Origin of the sequence: Bradyrhizobium sp. CCBAU 53415, from assembly GCF_028128735.1 — a bacterium.
Taxonomy (GTDB): Bacteria; Pseudomonadota; Alphaproteobacteria; order Rhizobiales; family Xanthobacteraceae; genus Bradyrhizobium.
This window is the reverse complement of sequence record NZ_LBJF01000027.1, coordinates 196223-216062: the sequence shown is the minus strand read 5'-3', so window position 1 is coordinate 216062 and position 19840 is coordinate 196223. Positions and strand designations below refer to the sequence as shown.

General features: G+C 65.5%; 17 protein-coding genes. 9 read left to right on the top strand and 8 right to left on the bottom strand.

Going from position 1 to position 19840, the window contains the following annotated elements; translation table 11 throughout:
- Window positions 1-34 precede the first annotated feature (34 nt).
- From XH87_RS29285 to XH87_RS29275, 3 genes are all read right to left on the bottom strand, one after another.
- The gene (locus XH87_RS29285) at window positions 35-907 is read right to left on the bottom strand and encodes a ribonuclease HII (RefSeq protein WP_271589907.1); all 873 of its coding nucleotides are present in this window, start codon (window positions 905-907) and stop codon (window positions 35-37) included.
- A 72-nt stretch (window positions 908-979) separates the two neighbouring features.
- A complete protein-coding gene (locus tag XH87_RS29280) occupies window positions 980-1435 on the bottom strand; it encodes a VOC family protein (protein WP_197967985.1) in 456 nt (151 codons plus the stop codon).
- Between the two features lie 23 nt (window positions 1436-1458).
- Entirely contained in the window at window positions 1459-2625 is a 1167-nt protein-coding gene (locus XH87_RS29275; protein WP_158671892.1) for a PA0069 family radical SAM protein, read from the bottom strand.
- Between the two features lie 218 nt (window positions 2626-2843).
- Here XH87_RS29275 and XH87_RS29270 point away from each other — a divergent pair, with 218 nt between their 5' ends.
- The 4 genes from XH87_RS29270 to XH87_RS29255 all read left to right on the top strand — a co-directional run bounded on the left by XH87_RS29270 (window position 2844) and on the right by XH87_RS29255 (window position 10086).
- Window positions 2844-5258 carry a phosphoketolase family protein gene (locus XH87_RS29270; RefSeq protein WP_271589906.1) on the top strand — a complete coding sequence of 805 codons (2415 nt, stop codon included), beginning with the start codon at window positions 2844-2846 and terminating at the stop codon, window positions 5256-5258.
- A gap of 2 nt (window positions 5259-5260) precedes the next feature.
- A complete protein-coding gene (locus XH87_RS29265; protein ID WP_271589905.1) occupies window positions 5261-6454 on the top strand; it encodes an acetate/propionate family kinase in 1194 nt (397 codons plus the stop codon).
- Window positions 6455-6537: 83 nt separating this feature from the next.
- A complete protein-coding gene (locus tag XH87_RS29260; RefSeq protein WP_271589904.1) occupies window positions 6538-8466 on the top strand; it encodes a hypothetical protein in 1929 nt (642 codons plus the stop codon).
- Between the two features lie 9 nt (window positions 8467-8475).
- Entirely contained in the window at window positions 8476-10086 is a 1611-nt protein-coding gene (locus tag XH87_RS29255) for a PEP/pyruvate-binding domain-containing protein (RefSeq protein WP_271589903.1), read from the top strand.
- Here XH87_RS29255 and XH87_RS29250 read toward each other — a convergent pair.
- Complete coding sequence (locus tag XH87_RS29250; protein WP_271589902.1) at window positions 10080-10919, bottom strand: RMD1 family protein; 840 nt, start codon at window positions 10917-10919, stop codon at window positions 10080-10082. The genes XH87_RS29255 and XH87_RS29250 overlap by 7 nt on opposite strands.
- Before the next feature lie 322 nt (window positions 10920-11241).
- On the opposite strand from XH87_RS29250, the gene XH87_RS29245 reads away from it, so the two are divergent.
- Window positions 11242-11817 (top strand): glycosyl transferase, encoded by a 576-nt coding sequence (locus tag XH87_RS29245; protein ID WP_271589901.1) that lies wholly within the window; start codon window positions 11242-11244, stop codon window positions 11815-11817.
- Between the two features lie 63 nt (window positions 11818-11880).
- Window positions 11881-12840 (top strand): bifunctional helix-turn-helix transcriptional regulator/GNAT family N-acetyltransferase, encoded by a 960-nt coding sequence (locus XH87_RS29240; protein ID WP_271526045.1) that lies wholly within the window; start codon window positions 11881-11883, stop codon window positions 12838-12840.
- Between the two features lie 175 nt (window positions 12841-13015).
- Here the strand turns inward: XH87_RS29240 and moaB are convergent, their stop codons facing one another.
- The 3 genes from moaB to XH87_RS29225 all read right to left on the bottom strand — a co-directional run bounded on the left by moaB (window position 13016) and on the right by XH87_RS29225 (window position 14975).
- A complete protein-coding gene (gene moaB / locus XH87_RS29235) occupies window positions 13016-13579 on the bottom strand; it encodes a molybdenum cofactor biosynthesis protein B (RefSeq protein WP_271589900.1) in 564 nt (187 codons plus the stop codon).
- Between the two features lie 185 nt (window positions 13580-13764).
- The gene (ypfJ, locus tag XH87_RS29230; protein ID WP_035699831.1) at window positions 13765-14706 is read right to left on the bottom strand and encodes a KPN_02809 family neutral zinc metallopeptidase; all 942 of its coding nucleotides are present in this window, start codon (window positions 14704-14706) and stop codon (window positions 13765-13767) included.
- Window positions 14707-14828: 122 nt separating this feature from the next.
- Window positions 14829-14975, bottom strand: coding sequence for a hypothetical protein (locus XH87_RS29225; protein ID WP_271589899.1), 147 nt, complete (start codon window positions 14973-14975; stop codon window positions 14829-14831).
- A 148-nt stretch (window positions 14976-15123) separates the two neighbouring features.
- On the opposite strand from XH87_RS29225, the gene XH87_RS29220 reads away from it, so the two are divergent.
- From XH87_RS29220 to XH87_RS29210, 3 genes are all read left to right on the top strand, one after another.
- Entirely contained in the window at window positions 15124-16254 is a 1131-nt protein-coding gene (locus XH87_RS29220) for a site-specific DNA-methyltransferase (protein WP_271589898.1), read from the top strand.
- A 194-nt stretch (window positions 16255-16448) separates the two neighbouring features.
- Window positions 16449-16775: a hypothetical protein gene (locus tag XH87_RS29215; RefSeq protein WP_271589897.1), complete on the top strand. Its 327-nt coding sequence runs from the start codon at window positions 16449-16451 to the stop codon at window positions 16773-16775.
- A 125-nt stretch (window positions 16776-16900) separates the two neighbouring features.
- Window positions 16901-17587, top strand: a complete 687-nt coding sequence (locus XH87_RS29210) for a glutathione S-transferase family protein (protein WP_158669029.1) — start codon at window positions 16901-16903, stop codon at window positions 17585-17587.
- A 59-nt stretch (window positions 17588-17646) separates the two neighbouring features.
- On the opposite strand, the gene XH87_RS29205 is transcribed toward XH87_RS29210, so the two are convergent.
- Window positions 17647-19656 carry a HAMP domain-containing methyl-accepting chemotaxis protein gene (locus XH87_RS29205; protein ID WP_271589896.1) on the bottom strand — a complete coding sequence of 670 codons (2010 nt, stop codon included), beginning with the start codon at window positions 19654-19656 and terminating at the stop codon, window positions 17647-17649.
- Window positions 19657-19840: the final 184 nt, after the last annotated feature.

Genomic DNA, 19840 nt, shown 5'->3' with positions numbered 1-19840 from the left:
GAAGAGGCGAAGAGCTCCGCGGCGGCCATGGAAGCTAGAGGCCCGTGGGAGCGTCGATCTCGATTTGCGCTTCTACCCGCACCTCGACCTCCGTGACCGAGAACAAGTCCTGCACCGGCTCGACGGTCCACGGCATGTGCTTGGCACGGGCGGCGGCGACGGGGGCGAAGAAGCTGCGGTGGTGGACGGAGGGGCCGAGGCGGTCGAGCGCCTCGAGATGTTCGGGGACGGCGTAGCCCTTGTGCTGCTCGAAGCCGTAGCCGGGGCAATCCTGCGCCAGCGCGCACATCAGCCGGTCGCGCGTGACCTTGGCGACGATGGAGGCCGCGGCGATCGACAGCACGATGCCGTCGCCGCCGATCACGGCCTCGCAATCGCATTCGGTGTCGAGCCGGTCGCGGCCGTCGACGAAGACGTGCCTGGGCGCATCGGGCAGCGCCACCACGGCGCGCTTCAGCGCCCACAGCGAGGCACGCAGGATGTTGTCGCGGTCGATCCGCGAGGGCGAGGCGACGGCGACCGAGACCTGCGCGGTGGCGCAGATCTTGTCGAACAGCCTTTCGCGCTCCTCGGCAGTCAGCCGCTTGGAATCATCGATGCCGCGCGGAATGCGGTCGGGATCGAGAATGACCGCGGCCGCAACGACGGGGCCCGCCAGCGGGCCGCGGCCGGCCTCGTCGCACCCGGCAACCGGCCAGACGCCGCGCTTGATGAGCGCGCGCTCGCGGCGGAAGCTGGGGGGAGCAATGGCAATGATGGCTTTCTTGCCGGCAGGAACCCTGGGAGCCTTGACTGCAGATGTTTTGGCCGCAGGTGTCTCAGCCGGCTTGGCAGACGCAGCCTTCTTCGCAGACGCCTTTTCTGGCGCATCCTTGGCTGTGTTCTTGGCGGACGTGTCCCGAATCATGGCCGGGATCGTGCGCAAGGGGCTTCGCCGGCGCAACCGGGAACCCAGGATATTCCCACTATTCAGGCTGTCCTAGTCCGCCAGATGCACCCGGCGATCCTCGCCCACCTCGATACCGGGCGCGACCACGACCTCCCAAGCATGGCCGTCGGGGTCGGTGAAATAGCCGGAATAGCCGCCGTAGTCGGTCTCGTGTGCCGCCTTCAGCAAGCTGGCCCCCTTCCCGATGGCGAAGGCCAGCACCGCATCGACCTCCTCACGCGTCCGGCAGTTCCAGGCGAGCGTCATGCCGCGAAAAGTCGACGGCCTCGGCGCGTCCTGCAAGACCGCATCTGCCGCGAGCTGATCCCACGGATACAGGGCGAGCACCGGACCGCCGGTATCGTAGAAGGCGACGGCCTCGCCGGTTGCCTTCAGCCGGCGCGAGAAGCCGAGTGCATCGTAAAAGGCGATGCTGGCGCGGATGTCGCTCACGCCAAGCGTGACGACGGTGAGCCTCGGCACTGGGGCCGCCAATTCCTGACTCATGCCATGCCTCTTCCACCTTCTCCTCAGAACAGGCTGAGCTGGTCGCCGTTCTGCTTCGGCCGCGCAAAGTGGTCCGTTGTCAGCTTGGAGCGCCGCTTGTTGAGGCCGAGCCTGTCGCATGCGATCTCGAAGCGGCGGCCGATGGTCCAGGCCATGGGGCCGGTGCCCTTCATCCGCTCGCCCCATTTCGCATCGTAGTCGCGCCCGCCGCGCATGTCGCGAATCAGGGTGAAGACGTGGCGGTAGCGGTCCGGGTAGTTCGCCATCAGCCATTCACGGAAGAGATCGCGGACCTCCAGCGGCAGCCGCAGAAGCACATAGGAGGCTTCCTTGACGCCGGCATGGGCGGCGGCATCGAGGATGCGCTCGATCTCGGAATCGTTCAGCGCGGGGATCACGGGCGCGACCATCACCGTGGTCGGAATGCCGGCATCGGAGAGCCGCTTCAGCGCCTCCAGCCGTTTCGGCGGCGTCGAGGCGCGCGGTTCCATGGTGCGCGCCAGCTTCGGGTCGAGCGAGGTGACCGAAATCGCGACCTTGGCGAGGTTGCGCTTGGCCATGCGCGCGAGAACGTCGATGTCGCGCAGCACCAACGCCGATTTGGTGACGATGCCGACGGGATGGCTGGCGCGTTCCAGCACTTCGAGGATGCCGCGCATGATTTTGTGCTCGCGCTCGATCGGCTGGTAGGGGTCGGTGTTGGTGCCGATCGCGATCATCCGCGGCTCGTAGCCGGGTGCGGCGAGCTCCTTCTCCAGCAGCGACGGCGCCTCGGGCTTGGCGAACAGTTTCGACTCGAAGTCGAGCCCCGGCGACAGGCCGAGATAGGCGTGGGTCGGCCGCGCGAAACAATAGACACAGCCGTGCTCGCAGCCGCGATAAGGATTGATCGAACGGTCGAAGCCGATATCGGGGGAATCGTTGCGGGTGATCACCTTGCGCGACGTGTCGACCGCGACCGTGGTCTTGAATGGCGGCAGCTCTTCCAGGCTCTGCCAGCCGTCGTCGAAGGCGACGCGCGCCTCGGCCTCGTAGCGGCCGCTGGCGTTGGACTGCGCCCCCCGCCCTCGCCTTCGCGCGCGCTCGATGGCGACGCCGAGTTCCGGAAAATCAGAGTCCGCACCCGCCGGCTCGGAGGGCGCCTTGACCGGCGGGTGCTTGAGAGCATGAGAGGATGCTGCTGGACTCATGACGCCAAGATAGCATGCAAAAGGAACAAATCAAGAACACAAACGAAAATTGGGAAAACAACCCACGCAAAGGTGCCGCTCAAATTTCGGGCGCGATCTTTTGACCTCACGCAACATGCCTGTCGCAACGATCCCGTTTGATGCCGGACACGGATCGATCGCGCCGGAACACAGTTGGTGACGATCTCGGGCATAGCTCGGCAACAATCGGCAAGAACATGAAAAATCAACAACAATCAGCTGCCGCGAGCAGCGATCTCGATCTCCTTGATCGCTATTGGCGCGCCGCCAACTACCTCTCCGTCGGGCAAATCTACCTGCTCGATAATCCGTTGCTGCGCGAGCCGTTGCGGCCCGAGCACATCAAGCCGCGTTTGCTCGGCCATTGGGGTACCACGCCCGGCCTGAACTTCATCTATGCTCATCTCAATCGCGTGATCCGCGCCCTGGACCTCAACGTGATCTATGTCTGCGGCCCCGGCCATGGCGGCCCCGGCATGATCGCCAACACCTATCTCGAAGGCAGCTACAGCGAGATTTATCCCGACATCGCGCGCGATGCGGACGGATTGCGCAAGCTGTTCAGGCAGTTCTCCTTTCCCGGGGGCATTCCGAGCCATGCGGCGCCGGAAACGCCGGGCTCGATCCACGAAGGCGGCGAACTCGGCTACGCGCTGGTGCACGCCTACGGCGCGGCATTCGACAATCCTGATCTGATCGTCGCCTGTGTCGTCGGCGACGGCGAGGCCGAAACCGGCCCCCTCGCCGCGTCCTGGCACTCGAACAAGTTCCTGAACCCGGCGCATGACGGCGCGGTGCTGCCGATCCTGCATCTCAACGGCTACAAGATCGCCAACCCCACTGTGCTCGGACGGATGGGAGACGCGGAGATCCGCGATCTCTTCCGCGGGTTCGGCCATGAGCCGCTGTTCGTCGCGGGCGACGATCCAAAATTGATGCACCGTGTCATGGCGGATGCACTCGATGTCGCGCTCGCCAGCATCCGCTCGATCCAGCAGCATGCCCGCGACGGGCGCACGGGCGTCGAGCGGCCGCGTTGGCCGATGATCGTGCTGCGCAGCCCGAAAGGCTGGACCGGCCCGAAGGAAGTCGACGGCAAGAAGGTGGAGGGCTTTTGGCGCGCGCATCAAGTGCCGGTCGCCGGCTGCCGCGAAAATCCGGCGCATCTGAAGGTACTCGAAGACTGGATGCGCAGCTACGAGCCGGAAAAACTGTTCGACGCGAACGGCGCGCTCGTTCCCGAGCTTCGGGCGCTCGCCCCCGAAGGTATCAGCCGCATGGGCGCCAATCCTCACGCCAATGGCGGCCTGTTGAAGAAGGAGCTGAAGCTGCCCGACTTCCGCAGCTTCGCAATCGAGGTGCCGCGGCCCGGCGGCGTCATCGCCGAGGCGACGCGCGAGCTCGGCAAATTCCTGCGCGACGTCATCCGCCTCAACGCACAACAGCGCAATTTCCGCATCATGGGGCCGGACGAGACCGCGTCGAACCGGCTGGATGCCGTGTTCGAAGCCACCGAACGCGTCTGGATGGAGCCGATCGAACCTTACGACGTCCATCTCGCCCAGGACGGCCGGGTGATGGAGGTCTTGAGCGAGCATCTCTGCCAGGGCTGGCTCGAGGGTTATCTGCTCACGGGACGGCACGGCTTCTTCTCCTGCTATGAGGCCTTCATCCACATCGTGGATTCCATGTTCAACCAGCATGCCAAATGGCTGAAGGTCACGCGCGACCTGCCGTGGCGGCGCCCGATCGCCTCGCTCAATTATCTCTTGACCTCGCATGTCTGGCGCCAGGACCATAACGGCTTCAGCCATCAGGACCCCGGATTCGTCGATCTCGTCGCCAACAAGAAAGCGGACATCGTCCGCATCTACTTCCCGCCGGATGCCAACACGCTGTTGTGGATCGCCGATCACTGCCTGCGCACCTACAACCGCATCAACGTCATCGTCGCCGGCAAACAGCCGGCGCCGCAATGGCTCTCGATGCGGAACGCGGCGACGCATTGCGATGCCGGGATCGGCATCTGGACCTGGGCCGGAACGGAGGACGGAAAGGGCGAGCCCGACGTGGTGATGGCCTGCGCCGGCGACGTGCCGACGCTGGAGACGCTCGCCGCCGTCGACCTCCTGCGCAAGGCGCTGCCTGACTTGAAGATCCGCGTCGTCAACGTCGTCGATCTCATGACGCTGCAACCCAGGGAGCGGCACCCGCACGGCCTCTCCGACCGCGACTTCGACGGGCTGTTCACGTCGGACAAGCCCGTGATCTTCGCCTATCACGGCTATCCCTATCTCATTCACCGGCTGACCTATAACCGCACCAACCATGCCGGCATGCATGTGCGCGGCTTTGCCGAGGAAGGCACCACGACGACGCCGTTCGACATGGTCGTGCTCAATGGGCTCGACCGTTATCATCTCGCGATCGAGGCGATCGAACGCGTTCCGGGTCTGGCGACCAGGGCCGCGCAGGTGAAGCAGCAGTTCCGCGACAAACTGATCGAACATTCCCGCTATGTCCGCGAGCATGGCGAGGACATGCCGGAGATCCGCGACTGGGTCTGGCCGAACAGCGCCGGCGGCAACACGCCGGCCGAAGCCGGCGACTAGCCATGCCGGACACGATCCTCGTCCTCAACTCGGGATCGTCGAGCATCAAGTTCGGCCTGTTCGATGTCTCGGCAGCCGAGCCCTCCCTGCTCTGCAAGGGCCTGCTCGACGAGCACGAGGCAAGACCCCGGCTCGTGGTGAAGGGCCCCGCCGGCGAAGACCTGTTCGAGACGCGGAGGGAGACGCCGGACGCGGCCGGCGGTGGCCATCTGTTCGCCGACGTGCTCGCCTTCATCGAAGACCGGTTCGGCGAACGCAGCCTGCGGGCCGTCGGCCACCGCATCGTTCACGGCGGGCCGGATTATTCGGGCCCGGTCGTCCTGACGGACGACATCACCGCGAAGCTGGAGGCATTGACGCCGCTGGCACCGCTGCACCAGCCGCGCTGCCTTACCCCGGTCCGTTCGCTCGCGGCGATCCGGCCCGAATTGACGCAGATCGCGTGTTTCGACACCGCCTTCCACCACGGCCTCACACCGCCCGCGAGCCGCTTCGCCATTCCTGGGCGATTCGAGGCACGTGGCGTCAGGCGCTATGGCTTTCACGGCCTCTCATTCGAATATGTCGCGGGACGCCTCGCCGAGATCGCACCCGAGCTCGCGGCCAGGCGCACCGTCATCGCGCATCTCGGCAACGGCGCCAGCCTTTGCGCATTGCGCGATGGCCGCAGCATCGACACCACGATGGGGCTGACGCCGCTCGACGGCCTCGTGATGGGCACGCGCTGCGGCACGATCGATCCCGGCGTGCTGCTCTATCTGCAACAGCACGAGAAAATGTCGGCCGAGGACGTCCAGCATCTGCTCTATCACGAGTCAGGCCTCTTCGGCGTCTCCGGCACCTCAGCGGACATGCGCACGCTGCTGGCGAGCAGCGAGGTTGCGGCGCGAGAAGCGGTCGATCTCTTCACCTTCCGTGCGGCGCAGCAGGTCGCGATGATGGTGACCACGCTCGGCGGCCTGGACTGCCTCGTCTTCACCGGCGGCATCGGCGAGCATGCCAAGGAGATCCGCGGCGCGATCGGCGAGCGTCTCGCATGGATGGGCGTGCGGATCGATGCCGCTGCAAATGACGAGGCGCGCGGACGCATCAATCGCGCCGACAGCGTCGTCGAAATCTTCGTCATTCCAACCAATGAAGAGGTGACGATCGCGCGCCATTGCGCTGCTCTGGTCCGTGGCCGCCACGTCACGTGACACTTTTATGAATGATCTGCCGCAATGCTGCCGCCGCGGTTTCGCGGCACAGAGAACGCATCAACCCTGGTTGCGGACCGATCATGAAAACCCAGATCATCGAAGAGCTCGGACAAGGCAGCATCCTGCTGCCCGCGCTGGTGTCGGAAGGGCTCGCCGCCAACGACCGCATCAAGGTGCGGATGAGCGCATTGCAGGCGGCGGCCCAGCATGCGCAGGAACCTAACCGGCCCGCGAACGACCTTGTCGTCGAAAGTCAGACTGCAGGCATCGCTCCCGCGGGAATCGCGGCGCTGATCGGCGGCGCCCATCTGATCGGACAGGGCCGGCTCGCGGCCCCCGATCTTGCGAAGCTGATACAGGAGATTGGGGACGATGCAGCGACCATGATCCGCGCCGTCGGCGCCGGCGCCGTAAGCGAAGGCGAGAGGGCGCAGGCGCGGCTCGACGCGATCCGCACAGCCGGCCTGCTCGATCCCACCAGCGAAATCGAGATGTCCCGCATCTCGCGCCTGACCGGCGTGGCCGACGCAGGCGGCGACAGCCTGCATCGCCTCGTCATGGATCTGCACAAGCAGCTCAACAGGCTTGCGTCGAGTTGCTCCGAGGAAGCGCTGGACGGCGCCCATGTCTTCGGTCTGCACGGCGAAGACCGCGCTGCGGTCGCGGCCTTCATGAAGGGCCTGAACGCGACGCGAGGCCTCAAGTTCAATCACCCGGGCCTCGACACCATGGCCACACGCGCCGGCGGCCGGCTGCTGATCCAGAACGACATCGGCACCACGGACGCCCATGTCGTCGTGATCGCGGTGAAGAAGAACGCGGTCACCGTCACCTACACCGACGTGCATCTGGCACGGGCGAAGTTCTTCATCTCGCTGTTCGACAAATTCGAGGCGACGTGGAGCGGGCTCGATCGTCACACCGCCGCGGGCCTCGGCGAGGACAACTCTTTCTATCTCGTCACCGGCCAATATCAGGCCGAACACGCCGCCGATCGCAACGAATTCCTCGCGGCGGTCGGTGCCGCACTGGTTTTTCTGATCGACTGGAACAAGGCGCGCAAGCTGCTCAGGACCTGGGTTGCCAAGGAGGACGCGGCGCGCATCCTCGAATGGGCCGCGCGTCAGCGGATCGGCCATCGCGGCTTCCTCGAGCTCGGAGGCAACGATCTGCTGGGCTCTGCAGTCCGCAACGCCGCCCCCACCCGGATCGGCTTTGGCGAGCGGCTCGACCAGGCGCTCGGCCGCAACGCAGCAATCGATTTTCTGAAGGCATCTCTGCGCGCCTCCACCGAGGCACTGCTTGCAGGCCGCTCGGTCAGGACGGTGCGCGACCAGATCGAAGCCGATCTGATGCGGCACCTGGATCGCGTCGACGGGGCTCTGCTGGCAGCCGTGCTGCGTCAGATCGGCCTCGCCCACGATCTCGTCGCGGCGATCTCGCGCCATATCGCCGCGTTCCGCGCGGACCAGCCCGCCGACGGCAAGCTGCTGACGCAACGCTGCGGCGCGATCGAGCAGAAGGCCGACAGAATCGCGATCGAGAGCCGCAACGAGGTCGACCGCCTCAATGCCCGTCCGCTGATCGGACAATTGATCGATCGTGCCGAGGAAGCGGTCGACGAACTGGAGCAGGCTGCATTCATCGCCGCGTTGATGCCGGAGAGGACCGATCCATCCTTGCTGGCATCGCTGGCCGAGCTCTGCACAGTGGCAGAGACCGCGACCGAAGTGGCCGCGAGCGGCGTCGCCGCAGCGATCGACGTACCGGAAGGACGGCGCGCCGATTCCGAGGACGCGCTCTCCGCCGTGACCCGCCTGATCGACGCCGAACACGCCGCCGACAGCCGCGAACGCGCGATCACCGCACTGGTCTTCAGCGGCGGCTTCGGCGTCGCTACCTCGCTGTCGGTGATCGAGCTCGCCCGCGCCGTCGAGCGCGCCACCGACCGCTTCGCCGCGTTCGGTCATCTGCTCCGCCGTCACATCATGATCGACCTCGCAGCTTGAGGAGCCACCATGCATATCGTCCGTATCGGCGCTGAAGCCGCCGAATTGCGGCCCGCCGAAGAGATCGGCGCCAAGGCCGCCAACCTCGCCCGCATGGCGGCGCTGGGCCTGCCCGTGCCGCCTGCCTTCGTGCTCCCGGTCAAGCTCTGCGCCGAGCTCATTGCCGGTCATGCGCACGCCACGCGACACCTGCGCGACGGCTTGAAGGAGGGAATCTCGTTCCTGGAGAGCGCTACCGGAAAACGCTTCGGGGACCGCCGGCAGCCGCTGCTGGTCTCGGTGCGCTCGGGGGCGGCGCGATCGATGCCGGGCATGCTCGACACCGTTCTCAATGTCGGCTGCACGCCCGATGCCGTCCACGGCCTGATCCGTGCGACCGGCCGGCCGCGGCTCGCCTGGGATTGCCGGCGCCGTTTCCTGGAGAGCTTTGGCGAGACCGTGCTCGAGCTCGACCAGGCCGCCTTTGCCGCATGCATCTCGGAGCTCGTCGCAACCGAAGACGTCGGCAGCGACCGCGAGCTCGACAGCGAAGCGCTCGAGCAGCTCGCCAGCCGCGAGCAGGCGCTGATCGAGGATCGCGCCGATGGCTCGCTGGAGGACGCGTTCGCGCAGTTGGAGGCGGCAGCCCGAGCGGTCTATCGCTCCTGGATGAGCGAGCGCGCGATGACTTATCGAAGCCTCCAGCATCTCGAGGCGCTCGAGGGTACCGCCGTGACCGTGCAGGCGATGGTCTTCGGCAATGGCGGTCTTGCCTCCGGCGCGGGCGTGGCCTTCTCGCGCGATCCTTCGACGGGCGCGCCGCGGCCGATGATCGACCTCGTCCTCGATGCGCAGGGCGAAGACGTCGTTTCCGGAAGACGCGCGCCAGATACGGCCGAGGCGATCGCCCGCGAGCTGCCGCAGCTCGAATCGGAGCTTGGCGACGTCCTGAGGCGACTCGAGCACGCCTTCGCCGATGTCCAGGACGTCGAGTTCACGGTCGAGAACGGCAGGCTCTGGATCCTCCAGACCCGCACCGCCAAACGCACGCCGCGGGCCGCCGCCAGGATCGCGATCGACCTCGTGCATGAAGGCCTGATCTCGAAAGACGAGGCATTGGGGCGGATTACGGAGATCGACCTCGCCTCGCTCACCGAAACCAGATTGGTTGCTCCGGGCAGGCCCGCAGCGACCGGCATCGGGGCGTCCGGCGGCATCGGAATCGGACGCGCGGCGTTCTCGTCCGAAAGCGCCCGGAGCCTCTCGGCGGGAGGCGAGCCGGTCATCCTGCTGCGTTCCGATACCAGCACCGCCGACGTCGCAGGCTTCGCGCTTGCTGCCGGCATCGTAACGTCAGTCGGCGCGCGCACCTCGCACGCGGCCCTGGTGGCGCGGCAGATGGGCAAGCCCTGCGTGGTCGGCTGCCGTGAGCTGAAGATCGATCCTGTCGCGAAGCGGGCCCAGCTCGGCAATGTCGCATTTGCCGAAGGCGAGTGGATGACGATCGAGGGCGACGCCGGAGAGCTCTATCTCGGACGCTGCGAGACGATCCGGACACGGCCAGAAGCCGAGCTTGCCGAGATCGCGGCGTGGCAGGCGCACTGCAGCCAAAATGGCAGCCACGCCGCGGCGCCTCAGTGAGTGCCGGTCAGGATCTGAAAGCACCCGATCGCGACCTCGATCACGATCAGAACCACAACCGCAATCTCCAGGCGGAGCGAGCGCTGGGTGTCGATGATGTCGGTCAGTGCGTTGGCGGTCTCCGACACCGCGGTGAGCTTGCGCTTGAGCGTGTCGAGGCGCTCCTTCAGCTCGTACTCGTCCTCGAGACGGGAATAGAGCCGATCGAGCTCGGGCTTCTCCCAGAGCACGTCGGGCTTCTCGGCGATGGCGACGCGGCCGGCGACGCGTTGCTGCACCAGCAATGCGTTGCCGATCAGTTGCAGGATGCCCTTGCGCCGGCGCGGCGTGCGGCCGTGCTCGGCGAGCTCCCGTGCGAACGGCTCGATCACATCGAAGACCGCGGCGACACGGCGCTCGTCGCGCGCCAGCGACGTGCTCTTGGCGAGCGCATCCGCAACCAGCAGCAGCCGGTCGTCGGAGAATTTGGCGAGACAGATCGGCCCGCCCGGCTGGATCGCCTCGGCGGCTTCGTCGTTGCAGAGCTGCGCCTGCGCGATCTCCTCCTCGTACGGGCTGAGCTCTCCGGTCACGCGTGACCTCAGGTTGTCGATGAGGACCTTCTCCTCGGACGGAAGCAGCCCGATCAGCACGACGACACCGTAGCGAAAGATCACGGCAAGGCCGCCATGGACGCGGAAGGCGGCGGGCGTCGAGGACACCAGCGTGCCGATCTCCAGGCCAGAAGCATTGATGCGGTCGCCCAGCATCAACGCCCGGATCCGCAAGGTCGGCGCGGCCCCCTGCTTCGGCGCCGCCGGCGCCGTGCCAGCGGCGAGTTGATCGGCGTTCATGTGAGGCCTCCCCCGGCACCAGGATCACGCATTTTCCGTTCGACCTTTCTTGCAAGCCGCCCCCTCGTCCGAGAGAGGCCAACTGCCCGCGCGCAGCGAAGTGTCGCCATGACACTTCGGGTTAACCGTCGGGATGAGCTTGTGCCGAAACATTTGGCAATATTACCAGCCCGCGCGACATACTTGGCTGCGATGACCGGCTGCGGTTTACCATCGCACGCCGAAGCACCGCCAGAAAGTTGCACTCGGCAACGCGACGGGTTTATGACAACATCATACAACGCTACGCTTCTCCCGAAGTGCAGATACTGAAGCCTCAATCATGCTGAGCGTCATCATTCCGACCGAAGGTGTCGAGCAGACGGCGGTCGCAACCTTGGCCGCACTCGTCCCCGGCGCTGCCGCCGGCGTCATCCGGGAGGTCCTTCTGGTCGACCGCACCCGCAATGGCGTCATCGAGCGCGTTGCCGACGTCGCAGGCTGCCGTTTCATCGGGTTCGACGGGCCCTCGCAAGGCGCGGCGCTCGCCGCCGGCGCGCTCCAGGCCCGATCGCCATGGCTGATGTTCCTGCCCGCAGGTGCCGTGCTGGAAACCGGCTGGATCGAGGAAACCACCCAGTTCATCCAGGCCGTCGCCAGCAGCGGCCGGGATCGTGCGGCGGTGTTCCGCTATGCGCGCTCGCCTTACGCAAATACCGCATTGCGCGACATCGTCTGGGCCGTGGCGCGCACGCTCGCCGGTCCCCTCGGCGATCAGGGGCTATTGATCGCGCGTGATCACTACGACCGGATCGGCGGCTACCCGCCCCAGGCCCGCCATTCCGAGGCGCGGCTGCTGCGGCGGCTCGGCCGGTCCTCCCGCACCATGCTGCGCAGCCGGATCGTGATGGTCGGTTGAAGCACCGAGATACTTGCCAACGTCAACTAATTAATTGACAATGGCAAGTATCAAGGTGATCCCATGCTATCGCAATCTTCGCCATCAAACCCAGCGGCCGAACAGGTCGCCGACGACCAGATCGCAGCAGTCCGCGCCTTCAACCGCTTTTACACCCGCAAGCTTGGTGTGCTCGACCAGCACCTTGGAAAGAGTCCCTTTTCGCTCAGCGAGGCCCGGGTGCTCTATGAACTCGCGCATCGCGACGAGCTTGCGGCAAAGGAGATCGGAAACGAGCTTGGTCTCGATCCCGGCTATCTCAGCCGCATCGTCCAGAGCTTCGACGAAAAGGGGCTGATCACGCGAAGGCCCCTGCCCGCGGATCGCAGGCAATACCAGCTCAGCCTCACCGCCAAGGGCCGCCAGACCTTCGCCAAGCTGAACCTGAGCTCGCAAAACGAGGTTGCCGCAATGCTGGCCCGGCTTTCGGCCAGCGATGCGACACGGCTCACGCAGGCCATGACGACCATCGAGGCCGTGCTGGAGCAACGTCGAAGCCAGCCCGCGGCTTTCATGCTGCGCAGTCATCGCGTCGGCGACATGGGCTGGGTCATCTCCCGACAGGCTGCCGCCTACGCCGCGGACTACAACTGGGACATCAGCTACGAGGCGCTGGTTGCCGAGATCTGCGCGCAGTTCATCAAGAACTACGACGCCGCGCGCGAGCACTGCTGGATCGCGGAAGTGGGTGGCGAGCCGGTCGGCTCGATCTTTCTGGTCAAGGCCACGGACGAGATCGCCAAGCTCCGCCTGTTGCAGGTGGAGAAGAAAGCACGGGGACTCGGTGTCGGCCGCGCACTGGTCGAGCAATGCATCCAAGGCGCACGCGAGCGGGGCTACAGCAAGATGACGCTGTGGACCCAGAGCATTCTGGTTGCCGCACGAGGCATCTATCAAAGTACGGGCTTCAAGCTCGTGAAGGAAGAGAAGCACCACAGCTTCGGTGCCGATCTGGTTGGAGAAACGTGGGAGCGCGATCTGTAGCTGCGCAATGCGCATTGCTGCGCGCTCTCCCCTCCGCGAAAGTCGGTGCGCGCGGATGGGTACCCCTCATCCGGAGCCATAGCCGATGCGAAGCATCGGCGTTCTTCAGAACGGCGGCCGAAGGCCGCCTATGCCACCTTCTCCCGCGAGGGGAGAAGGGAAGAAAGGCAAGAACTCAGACAGTCGCGCCTTGCGCCTTCGGCCTTCGCAGATGCTCGTCCAGCCGCGGCATGATCTCGACGAAATTGCACGGCCGCGTGCGGTAGTCGAGCTGGGCTGCGAGGATGCCGTCCCAGCCATCGCGGCAGGCGCCGGGGGAACCCGGCAGACAGAAGATGTAGGTGGCACCCGCGACACCTGCAGTCGCGCGGCTCTGGATCGTCGACGTGCCGATCTTGGCGTGGCTCAGCATGTGGAACGCGATCGAGAAACCGTCCATGCGCTTCTCGAACAGCGGCTCGATCGCCTCCGGCGTGACGTCGCGCCCAGTGAAGCCGGTCCCGCCGGTGGTGATGACGACGTCGACGCCGCCATCTGCAATCCAGCGGCGGATGATGGCGCGGATCGCCTCGACATCGTCGGTGACGATCTCGCGGGCGGCGAGATGATGGCCCGCCGCGGTGAGACGGTCGACCAGCGTCTGGCCGGACTTGTCGTCCGCGAGCGCGCGCGTGTCGGACATGGTGAGCACCGCGATATTGAGCGGGATGAACTGCTTCGTTTCGTCGATCGAGGCCATGGTGCGTCTCTCGTGTCCCGGACAAGATGCGACGCATCAGCGCCGCGCCGCAGAGCCGGGACCCATTTCAGAGGTTGGGAGACCGGCGTTGTGGGCCCGGCTCAGCAGCGCATCACCATAGCGTGTCGCAGACGCGCGTAAACGCGCTTATGGTGCTGCGCTGCGTCCGGGGCACGTCATAATCGCTACAACGCTCCGGCACCGAACGTGTTGCAGGCCTGGACCGTGCCCTGCTGGTAGCCAGTCATGAACCATTGCTTGCGTTGCGCCGCCGAGCCATGGGTGAAGGAATCGGGCACGACACGGCCCGTGGCCTGGCGCTGCAGCGTATCATCGCCGATCGCGCTCGCCGTGGTCAGCGCAGCGTCGATGTCGCCGGGCTCCAGGAAGTTCGGACGCTTCTTCGCCTCGCGATTGACCCAGACGCCGGACAGGCAGTCCGCCTGCAACTCGACCTTCACCTGGAGCGCATTCGCCTCGGCCTTCGAGCCGACCTGCTGCTGCAGCCGCGTCACGCGCGGAATGATGCCGAGCAGGTTCTGAATGTGATGGCCGGCTTCATGCGCGATGATGTAGGCCGTGGTGAAATTGCACGCCGACTTGCCGGAGCAGCCGCGAAAGCGCGTCTCGACCTCGCGGAAGAACGCGGTGTCGAGGAAGATGGTGCGATCCGGCGGACAATAGAACGGTCCCATCGCCGACTGCGCCATGCCGCAGCGGCCGCCATTGGTGGCATTGCGGAACAGCACGATCTTCGGACCGGTGTAGGACTGGCCACTGGCCTGGAAGATCTCGCTCCAGCGATCGTCGATCTCGCCGAGGATGCCGGAGATCATGCTGCCCATCTCGTCGGTCGGCGCGCCGCGCTTGCCCGAGGAGGCCTGGCGATCGGTCTGGTAGGTCGGCGCATGGCCGCCGCCGGTCAGAATTTCGGCACCGCCGATCAGGATGCGTGGATCGATGCCGAAGGCGTAGCCGAGCAGGCCGAGCACGATGATGGTGCCGATGCCGAGCCCGCCGCCGCCCATCGGCAGGCCGAACCCGCCTCCTCCGCCGCCGCCAAAGCCACCACCTTCGTCGCGACGATCCTCGATGTCGTCGCTGCGGCGGAAGTCATCGTAACGCATGGCGGCCTTCCCTCTGGGATCCCTGAATCAGTTTCGACGGCGCACAATGATGTGGAAGCTCAACGCGCCACACACGTAAAATTTCCGTTGCTTTTATCAATATCGTGGCCGGCAAAAATTGCCTAGTGCGACAGCATGTCGATGCCAGCAATTTTTTCCGAGGGTCGAGCAATTTTTTCCGAGAGAAATTTGGAGCCTTTTTGCAGCCATGATTGCTGCAGCAAGCCGGGCAAACGCGAAATACACTGCAAAATACGGCGAATGCGCATGACAACGTTCGCACAACCGGCGACGCGAGGGCTGCTCACGAAAGCGGCGGATTAAGCCGATTTTTACTTTGCCCCTTCAATGTAACGGCCAGTCGGTTGTTTGGTCCCGCGTCGCCGACAGCGTCGCCTGAGTCAGAGTTCTTGAGTCATGGTAGAGTCGCGTCGCGGGGCGTCTGCAAGGGCGCCCCGCACAAATTTTGAGTCCCCTTCGCATCGCATCATCCTCGGCGATTGCGTCGCCGAGATGTCGAAGCTTCAGGCTGGTTCGGTCGACCTGGTGTTCGCCGACCCGCCCTACAATCTCCAGCTCAAGGGCGATCTCAAGCGCCCCGACGAATCCCATGTCGATGCCGTCAACGACGACTGGGACAAGTTCGACTCGTTCTCCGCCTATGACGATTTCACCCGCGCCTGGCTGCTTGCCGCCCGCCGCGCGATGAAGCCATCGGCGACGATCTGGGTGATCGGCTCCTATCACAACATCTTCCGTGTCGGCGCGATCATGCAGGACCTCGGCTTCTGGCTCCTGAACGACATCGTCTGGCGCAAGACCAACCCGATGCCGAATTTCCGCGGCCGCCGCTTCACCAACGCGCACGAGACCATGATCTGGGCCGCGCGCGACGAGAAGGCCAAGGGCTATACGTTCAACTACGAGGCACTGAAGGCCGCCAACGAGGACGTGCAAGCGCGGTCCGACTGGCTGATCCCGCTCTGCACCGGCGAGGAGCGCCTCAAGGGCGCCGACGGCAAGAAGGTGCATCCGACGCAGAAGCCGGAAGGTCTGCTCGCGCGCGTGCTGCTGTCGTCGTCCAAGCCCGGCGATCTCGTGATCGATCCCTTCAACGGCACCGGCACGACTGGCGCCGTCGCAAAGCGCCTCGGCCGCTCCTATATCGGCTTCGAGCGCGACAAGACCTACGCCAAGGCGGCTGAGGCCCGCATCGCCGCGGTCGAGCCGCTGCCGGAAGAAAGCCTCGCCCCGTTCATGACCGCGCGCGAAGCGCCGCGGGTGGCGTTCTCCGAGCTGATCGAGCGCGGCATGATCATGCCCGGCACGAAACTGTTCGACGCCAAGAAGAAGCTCGGCGCGCTGGTGCGTGCCGACGGCGCCATCATGTTCGGCGACAAGGTCGGCTCGATCCACCGGATCGGCGCGGTCGCGCAAGGCGCGCAAGCCTGCAACGGCTGGACCTTCTGGCACGTTGAGACCAAGAAGGGCCTCAAACTGATCGACGAGCTGCGTGCCGAGATCCGCGCCGGCATGGCGGCGGAGTAGTTTTCCCTCTTACCGTCATTCCGGGGCGCGCGAAGCGCGAACCCGGAATCCATCCAGCAACAGCACATGCGGCCCAATGGATCCCGGGCTCGCGCCAAGAGGCGCGCCCCGGAATGACGGCGGCGGATGGTTGAAAGCCGCCGCTGCCGGGACTGGCTTTCCCCGATCAGCCTCCGTCCTGACGGCCGGCTCCCATGCGACGACAGTGCGAGACATTGCTGCTGGTGCCGCTGCTGCCGATCTTCCTGGTCGGGATGTTTCCGATGTTCCTGATCGCGCTGTTGGGATTTTTCGGCCTCGCGCTGTTCGGCGTGCTCGTGATCTGCGTCGGGCTCGCCAGCAGCAACGAGGCGCACGACAATTTCAACCACGACGTCATCGTGCATGGCTACGCGCGCGGATCGGAGCGGGCGGCGCGGGCGTCCGACATGCATCTCGCCGCCCGGCTCGGCCTGCGGCTGGAGGCCGTGGGCGCGGCCATGGTCCTTACGGCGGCAATCGGCCTTTGTTACGCTGCTTGATCTGCGTATCGCGCAGACGCCGCCCGGCAAACTCGCCGGTTGCTCTCCCGCAACGGCTTCAGGCAAGACAAGGCCCGCCCAACGATGCCACGCCTGCGCGCGGCAACAGACACCGGGAGTGCTCGATGCTCAAATTCTACTTCAACGGATCGCCGAATCCGACCAAGGTTGCGCTTTATCTGGAAGAATCCGGTCTGCCCTTTGAACCGGTCGCCGTCGACACCCGCAAGGGCGAGCAGTTCGCGCCGGACTATCTGAAGATCAATCCGAACGGCAAGGTACCGGCCATCGACGACAACGGCACCATCGTGTTCGACTCCAACGCGATCCTGCTCTACCTCGCCGAGAAGACCGGCAAGTTCCTGCCCGCCGCCAGCGTGCGCGGCGAGACGCTGTCCTGGCTGATGTTCGTGGCGAGCGGCGTCGGGCCGTATTCGGGTCAGGCCGTGCACTTCAAGCATTTCGCGCCGAAGGACCAGAACCACGACTACGCCCATAACCGCTACCAGTACGAGACCGATCGCCACTACAAGATTCTCGACGCTCGCCTCGAAGGCCGTCGCTACATGGTCGGCGACAGCTATTCGATCGTCGACATGGCGCTGTGGGGCTGGGCGCGGATGGTGCCGTTCAAGCTCGGCGACGGCGCCTTTGCCCGATACCCGAACGTGAAGCGGCTCGTGGACGAGATCTCGGCACGTCCCGCGGCGGCGCGGGCCATCGCCCTGAAGGACAAGTTCACCTTCAAGGCCGAGATGGACGACGAAGCACGCAGCAACATGTTCAAGCACATGACGGCCAAAGTGGCCTGATCGCCTCGCGCCGCCCTTCGAGGCCACGCGCATGCGCGTGGCCTCTTGCGTTTGAGAGTTCAGGCGGCGTGGACCGAGTTCAGGAACCTGGTCACCTCGAGCTTGAGGCGGTTGCTGTCGGCCGAGAGCGAGCGCGCCGCCGACAGCACCTGCGAGGAAGCCGAGCCGGTCTCGGAGGCGCCGCGCTGCACGTCGCCGATGTTGGACGACACGAGCTGTGTGCCCTGGGCCGCCTGCTGGACGTTGCGGGAGATCTCCTGCGTTGCCGCGCCCTGCTGCTCCACGGCGGCGGCGACCGTCGACGAAATCTCCGACAGCCGCTCGATGGTGCCGCTGATCTCCCTGATCGAGCCGACCGACTCCTCCGTCGCGGCCTGGATGCTGGAGACCTGCTGGGCGATCTCGCCGGTGGCCTTCGCCGTCTGCTCGGCGAGCGCCTTGACCTCGGAGGCGACCACCGCAAAGCCGCGGCCGGCTTCGCCGGCGCGCGCAGCCTCGATGGTGGCGTTCAGCGCCAGCAGGTTGGTCTGGCCGGCGATGGTGCTGATCAGCTCGACCACGTCACCGATCCGGGCGGCGGCCTTGGAGAGCGCGCCGACGCGCTCGTTGGTCCTGCTCGCCTGACCGACGGCCTCGCCCGCGATGCGGGCGGATTCCTGCACCTGGCGGGCAATCTCGGATACCGAGGAGGAGAGCTCCTCGGTCGCCGAGGCGACCGCCTGCACGTTGGCCGAGGCTTCCTGTGAGGCGCTGGCGACCTCCGTCGACAGGTCCTGGGCCCGCGCAGCGGTCGTGGTCAGAGTGCCTGCGGAGGCTTCGAGCTCGCTCGACGCCGACGACACCGTGTTGACGATCTCCCCGACCGCCTGCTCGAACTGATCGGCAAGCCTGGCCATGTCGGCCTTGCGGCTCTCGGCCTGCCGCGCCTCGAGCTCGGCCTGCTCGGAGCGCATACGCTCGGTCTCGACCATATTGTCCTTGAATACCTGGATCGCCTTGGCCATGTCGCCGATCTCGTCGGCCCTGCCGCGGCCGGGAATCTCGACCTGGAGATTGCCGCCTGCAAGCCGCCCCATCGCGCCCGTCATCGAGGTCAGGGGACCGACGATGCTGCGGGCGATCAAGAGGGCGACGATGCCGCCGAACAAGATGGCGAGGCCACCAGCGATCTCCTGAACGGTCGTCGTTCCCGCGATCACGACTTCGGCGGTGGTCCGCGATCGCTGGTAGTCCTGCTTCAGGGTCGTTTCCGCGGCCTTGAGCTTGCCGATGCTGTCGACGATGAGGGGCGCGAGGTTCTTGTGGTAGATCTCGTCGGCCTGAAGCATCGCGGCGGAGGTCGTCTCGAACGCGGATTTGTAGATGCCGAGCGAGGTTTTCACCGGCGGGAGCACGGTTCGCAATTCCGTCGCCTGCGGGCTCTTTTCCAGCGCCGAAAGGCGCTGCATCGCCCTGTCCACATTGGTCCTGAAATTGGCGGGTCCCTTGGTGTCGCGCAGGGCCAGGAAGCGCCAGTTGGCGATTTGAACCTGGAGAAGCCGGGATTCGAGGTCCGCGACGAGCGCCGCGGTGTCCTCATCGACGGCTGCGCGGGCGACATCAACGAGCTTGTTCATCTTGGCAGTCAGCTCATCTCCGCTCGGCAGCAGCGTCGCCTTGCCGGTTCGCGCCTCGTTGACGGCGTCCCCAAGATTGTCACGCAGGCTTCGCATTTTGGCGATTTCGGTGATGAGATCTTCGTAAAGCTTGCGCCGTTCCTCGGAGGCCGTCCCCTGGGCTCCGACCTTCAACAGCTCGGTCGCCGCGGTTTCCCGTTCCGAAGCCTCCTTCATCGCAGGCTCGCTGGCGTCGTAGATGTAGCGCAGATTGGCCCGCTGGATCGCCTGGAGATGGGTCGATATCTCCAGCACCCGCGCCGTGCTGTCAGAGAGGGCGGATTGTCTTGCGACCTGATCCTGCACGTCCCGCAAATTCCAGACGGCAACCACTGCCATCACGAGACCGACCGCCACCAGGGCCATGAAGCCTGCGTACAGGCGTCCCCTGATCCGCAAACGAAATTTCGGCATTCCCACTGTCCACCCGGATGCATGTGAATTCGAGGGGCCGAACAACTCCGGCGATCATTGCGGCCACTCCGGCAGCCGCACGTCCCGCCCTGGCGACTCGCGCTGCACCGCGACACAATGGGGGACACTCGTTAATTGAACCTTCAAATCTTTCGCGCGATTGAGATCGGCCGGCACGAAATTT

What these genes read in the sequence shown, in the direction of transcription:
- XH87_RS29245 (WP_271589901.1), top strand. Translation starts at nt 11,242, where the DNA reads ATGCTGAGCGTCATCATTCCGACCGAAGGTGTCGAGCAGACGGCGGTC.
- XH87_RS29250 (WP_271589902.1), bottom strand. Translation starts at nt 10,919, where the DNA reads ATGAACGCCGATCAACTCGCCGCTGGCACGGCGCCGGCGGCGCCGAAG.
- XH87_RS29225 (WP_271589899.1), bottom strand. Translation starts at nt 14,975, where the DNA reads ATGCGCATTCGCCGTATTTTGCAGTGTATTTCGCGTTTGCCCGGCTTG.
- ypfJ (WP_035699831.1), bottom strand. Translation starts at nt 14,706, where the DNA reads ATGCGTTACGATGACTTCCGCCGCAGCGACGACATCGAGGATCGTCGC.
- XH87_RS29265 (WP_271589905.1), top strand. Translation starts at nt 5,261, where the DNA reads ATGCCGGACACGATCCTCGTCCTCAACTCGGGATCGTCGAGCATCAAG.
- XH87_RS29240 (WP_271526045.1), top strand. Translation starts at nt 11,881, where the DNA reads ATGCTATCGCAATCTTCGCCATCAAACCCAGCGGCCGAACAGGTCGCC.
- XH87_RS29280 (WP_197967985.1), bottom strand. Translation starts at nt 1,435, where the DNA reads ATGAGTCAGGAATTGGCGGCCCCAGTGCCGAGGCTCACCGTCGTCACG.
- XH87_RS29270 (WP_271589906.1), top strand. Translation starts at nt 2,844, where the DNA reads ATGAAAAATCAACAACAATCAGCTGCCGCGAGCAGCGATCTCGATCTC.
- XH87_RS29275 (WP_158671892.1), bottom strand. Translation starts at nt 2,625, where the DNA reads ATGAGTCCAGCAGCATCCTCTCATGCTCTCAAGCACCCGCCGGTCAAG.
- XH87_RS29210 (WP_158669029.1), top strand. Translation starts at nt 16,901, where the DNA reads ATGCTCAAATTCTACTTCAACGGATCGCCGAATCCGACCAAGGTTGCG.
- XH87_RS29215 (WP_271589897.1), top strand. Translation starts at nt 16,449, where the DNA reads ATGCGACGACAGTGCGAGACATTGCTGCTGGTGCCGCTGCTGCCGATC.
- moaB (WP_271589900.1), bottom strand. Translation starts at nt 13,579, where the DNA reads ATGGCCTCGATCGACGAAACGAAGCAGTTCATCCCGCTCAATATCGCG.
- XH87_RS29255 (WP_271589903.1), top strand. Translation starts at nt 8,476, where the DNA reads ATGCATATCGTCCGTATCGGCGCTGAAGCCGCCGAATTGCGGCCCGCC.
- XH87_RS29220 (WP_271589898.1), top strand. Translation starts at nt 15,124, where the DNA reads ATGGTAGAGTCGCGTCGCGGGGCGTCTGCAAGGGCGCCCCGCACAAAT.
- XH87_RS29205 (WP_271589896.1), bottom strand. Translation starts at nt 19,656, where the DNA reads ATGCCGAAATTTCGTTTGCGGATCAGGGGACGCCTGTACGCAGGCTTC.
- XH87_RS29285 (WP_271589907.1), bottom strand. Translation starts at nt 907, where the DNA reads ATGATTCGGGACACGTCCGCCAAGAACACAGCCAAGGATGCGCCAGAA.
- XH87_RS29260 (WP_271589904.1), top strand. Translation starts at nt 6,538, where the DNA reads ATGAAAACCCAGATCATCGAAGAGCTCGGACAAGGCAGCATCCTGCTG.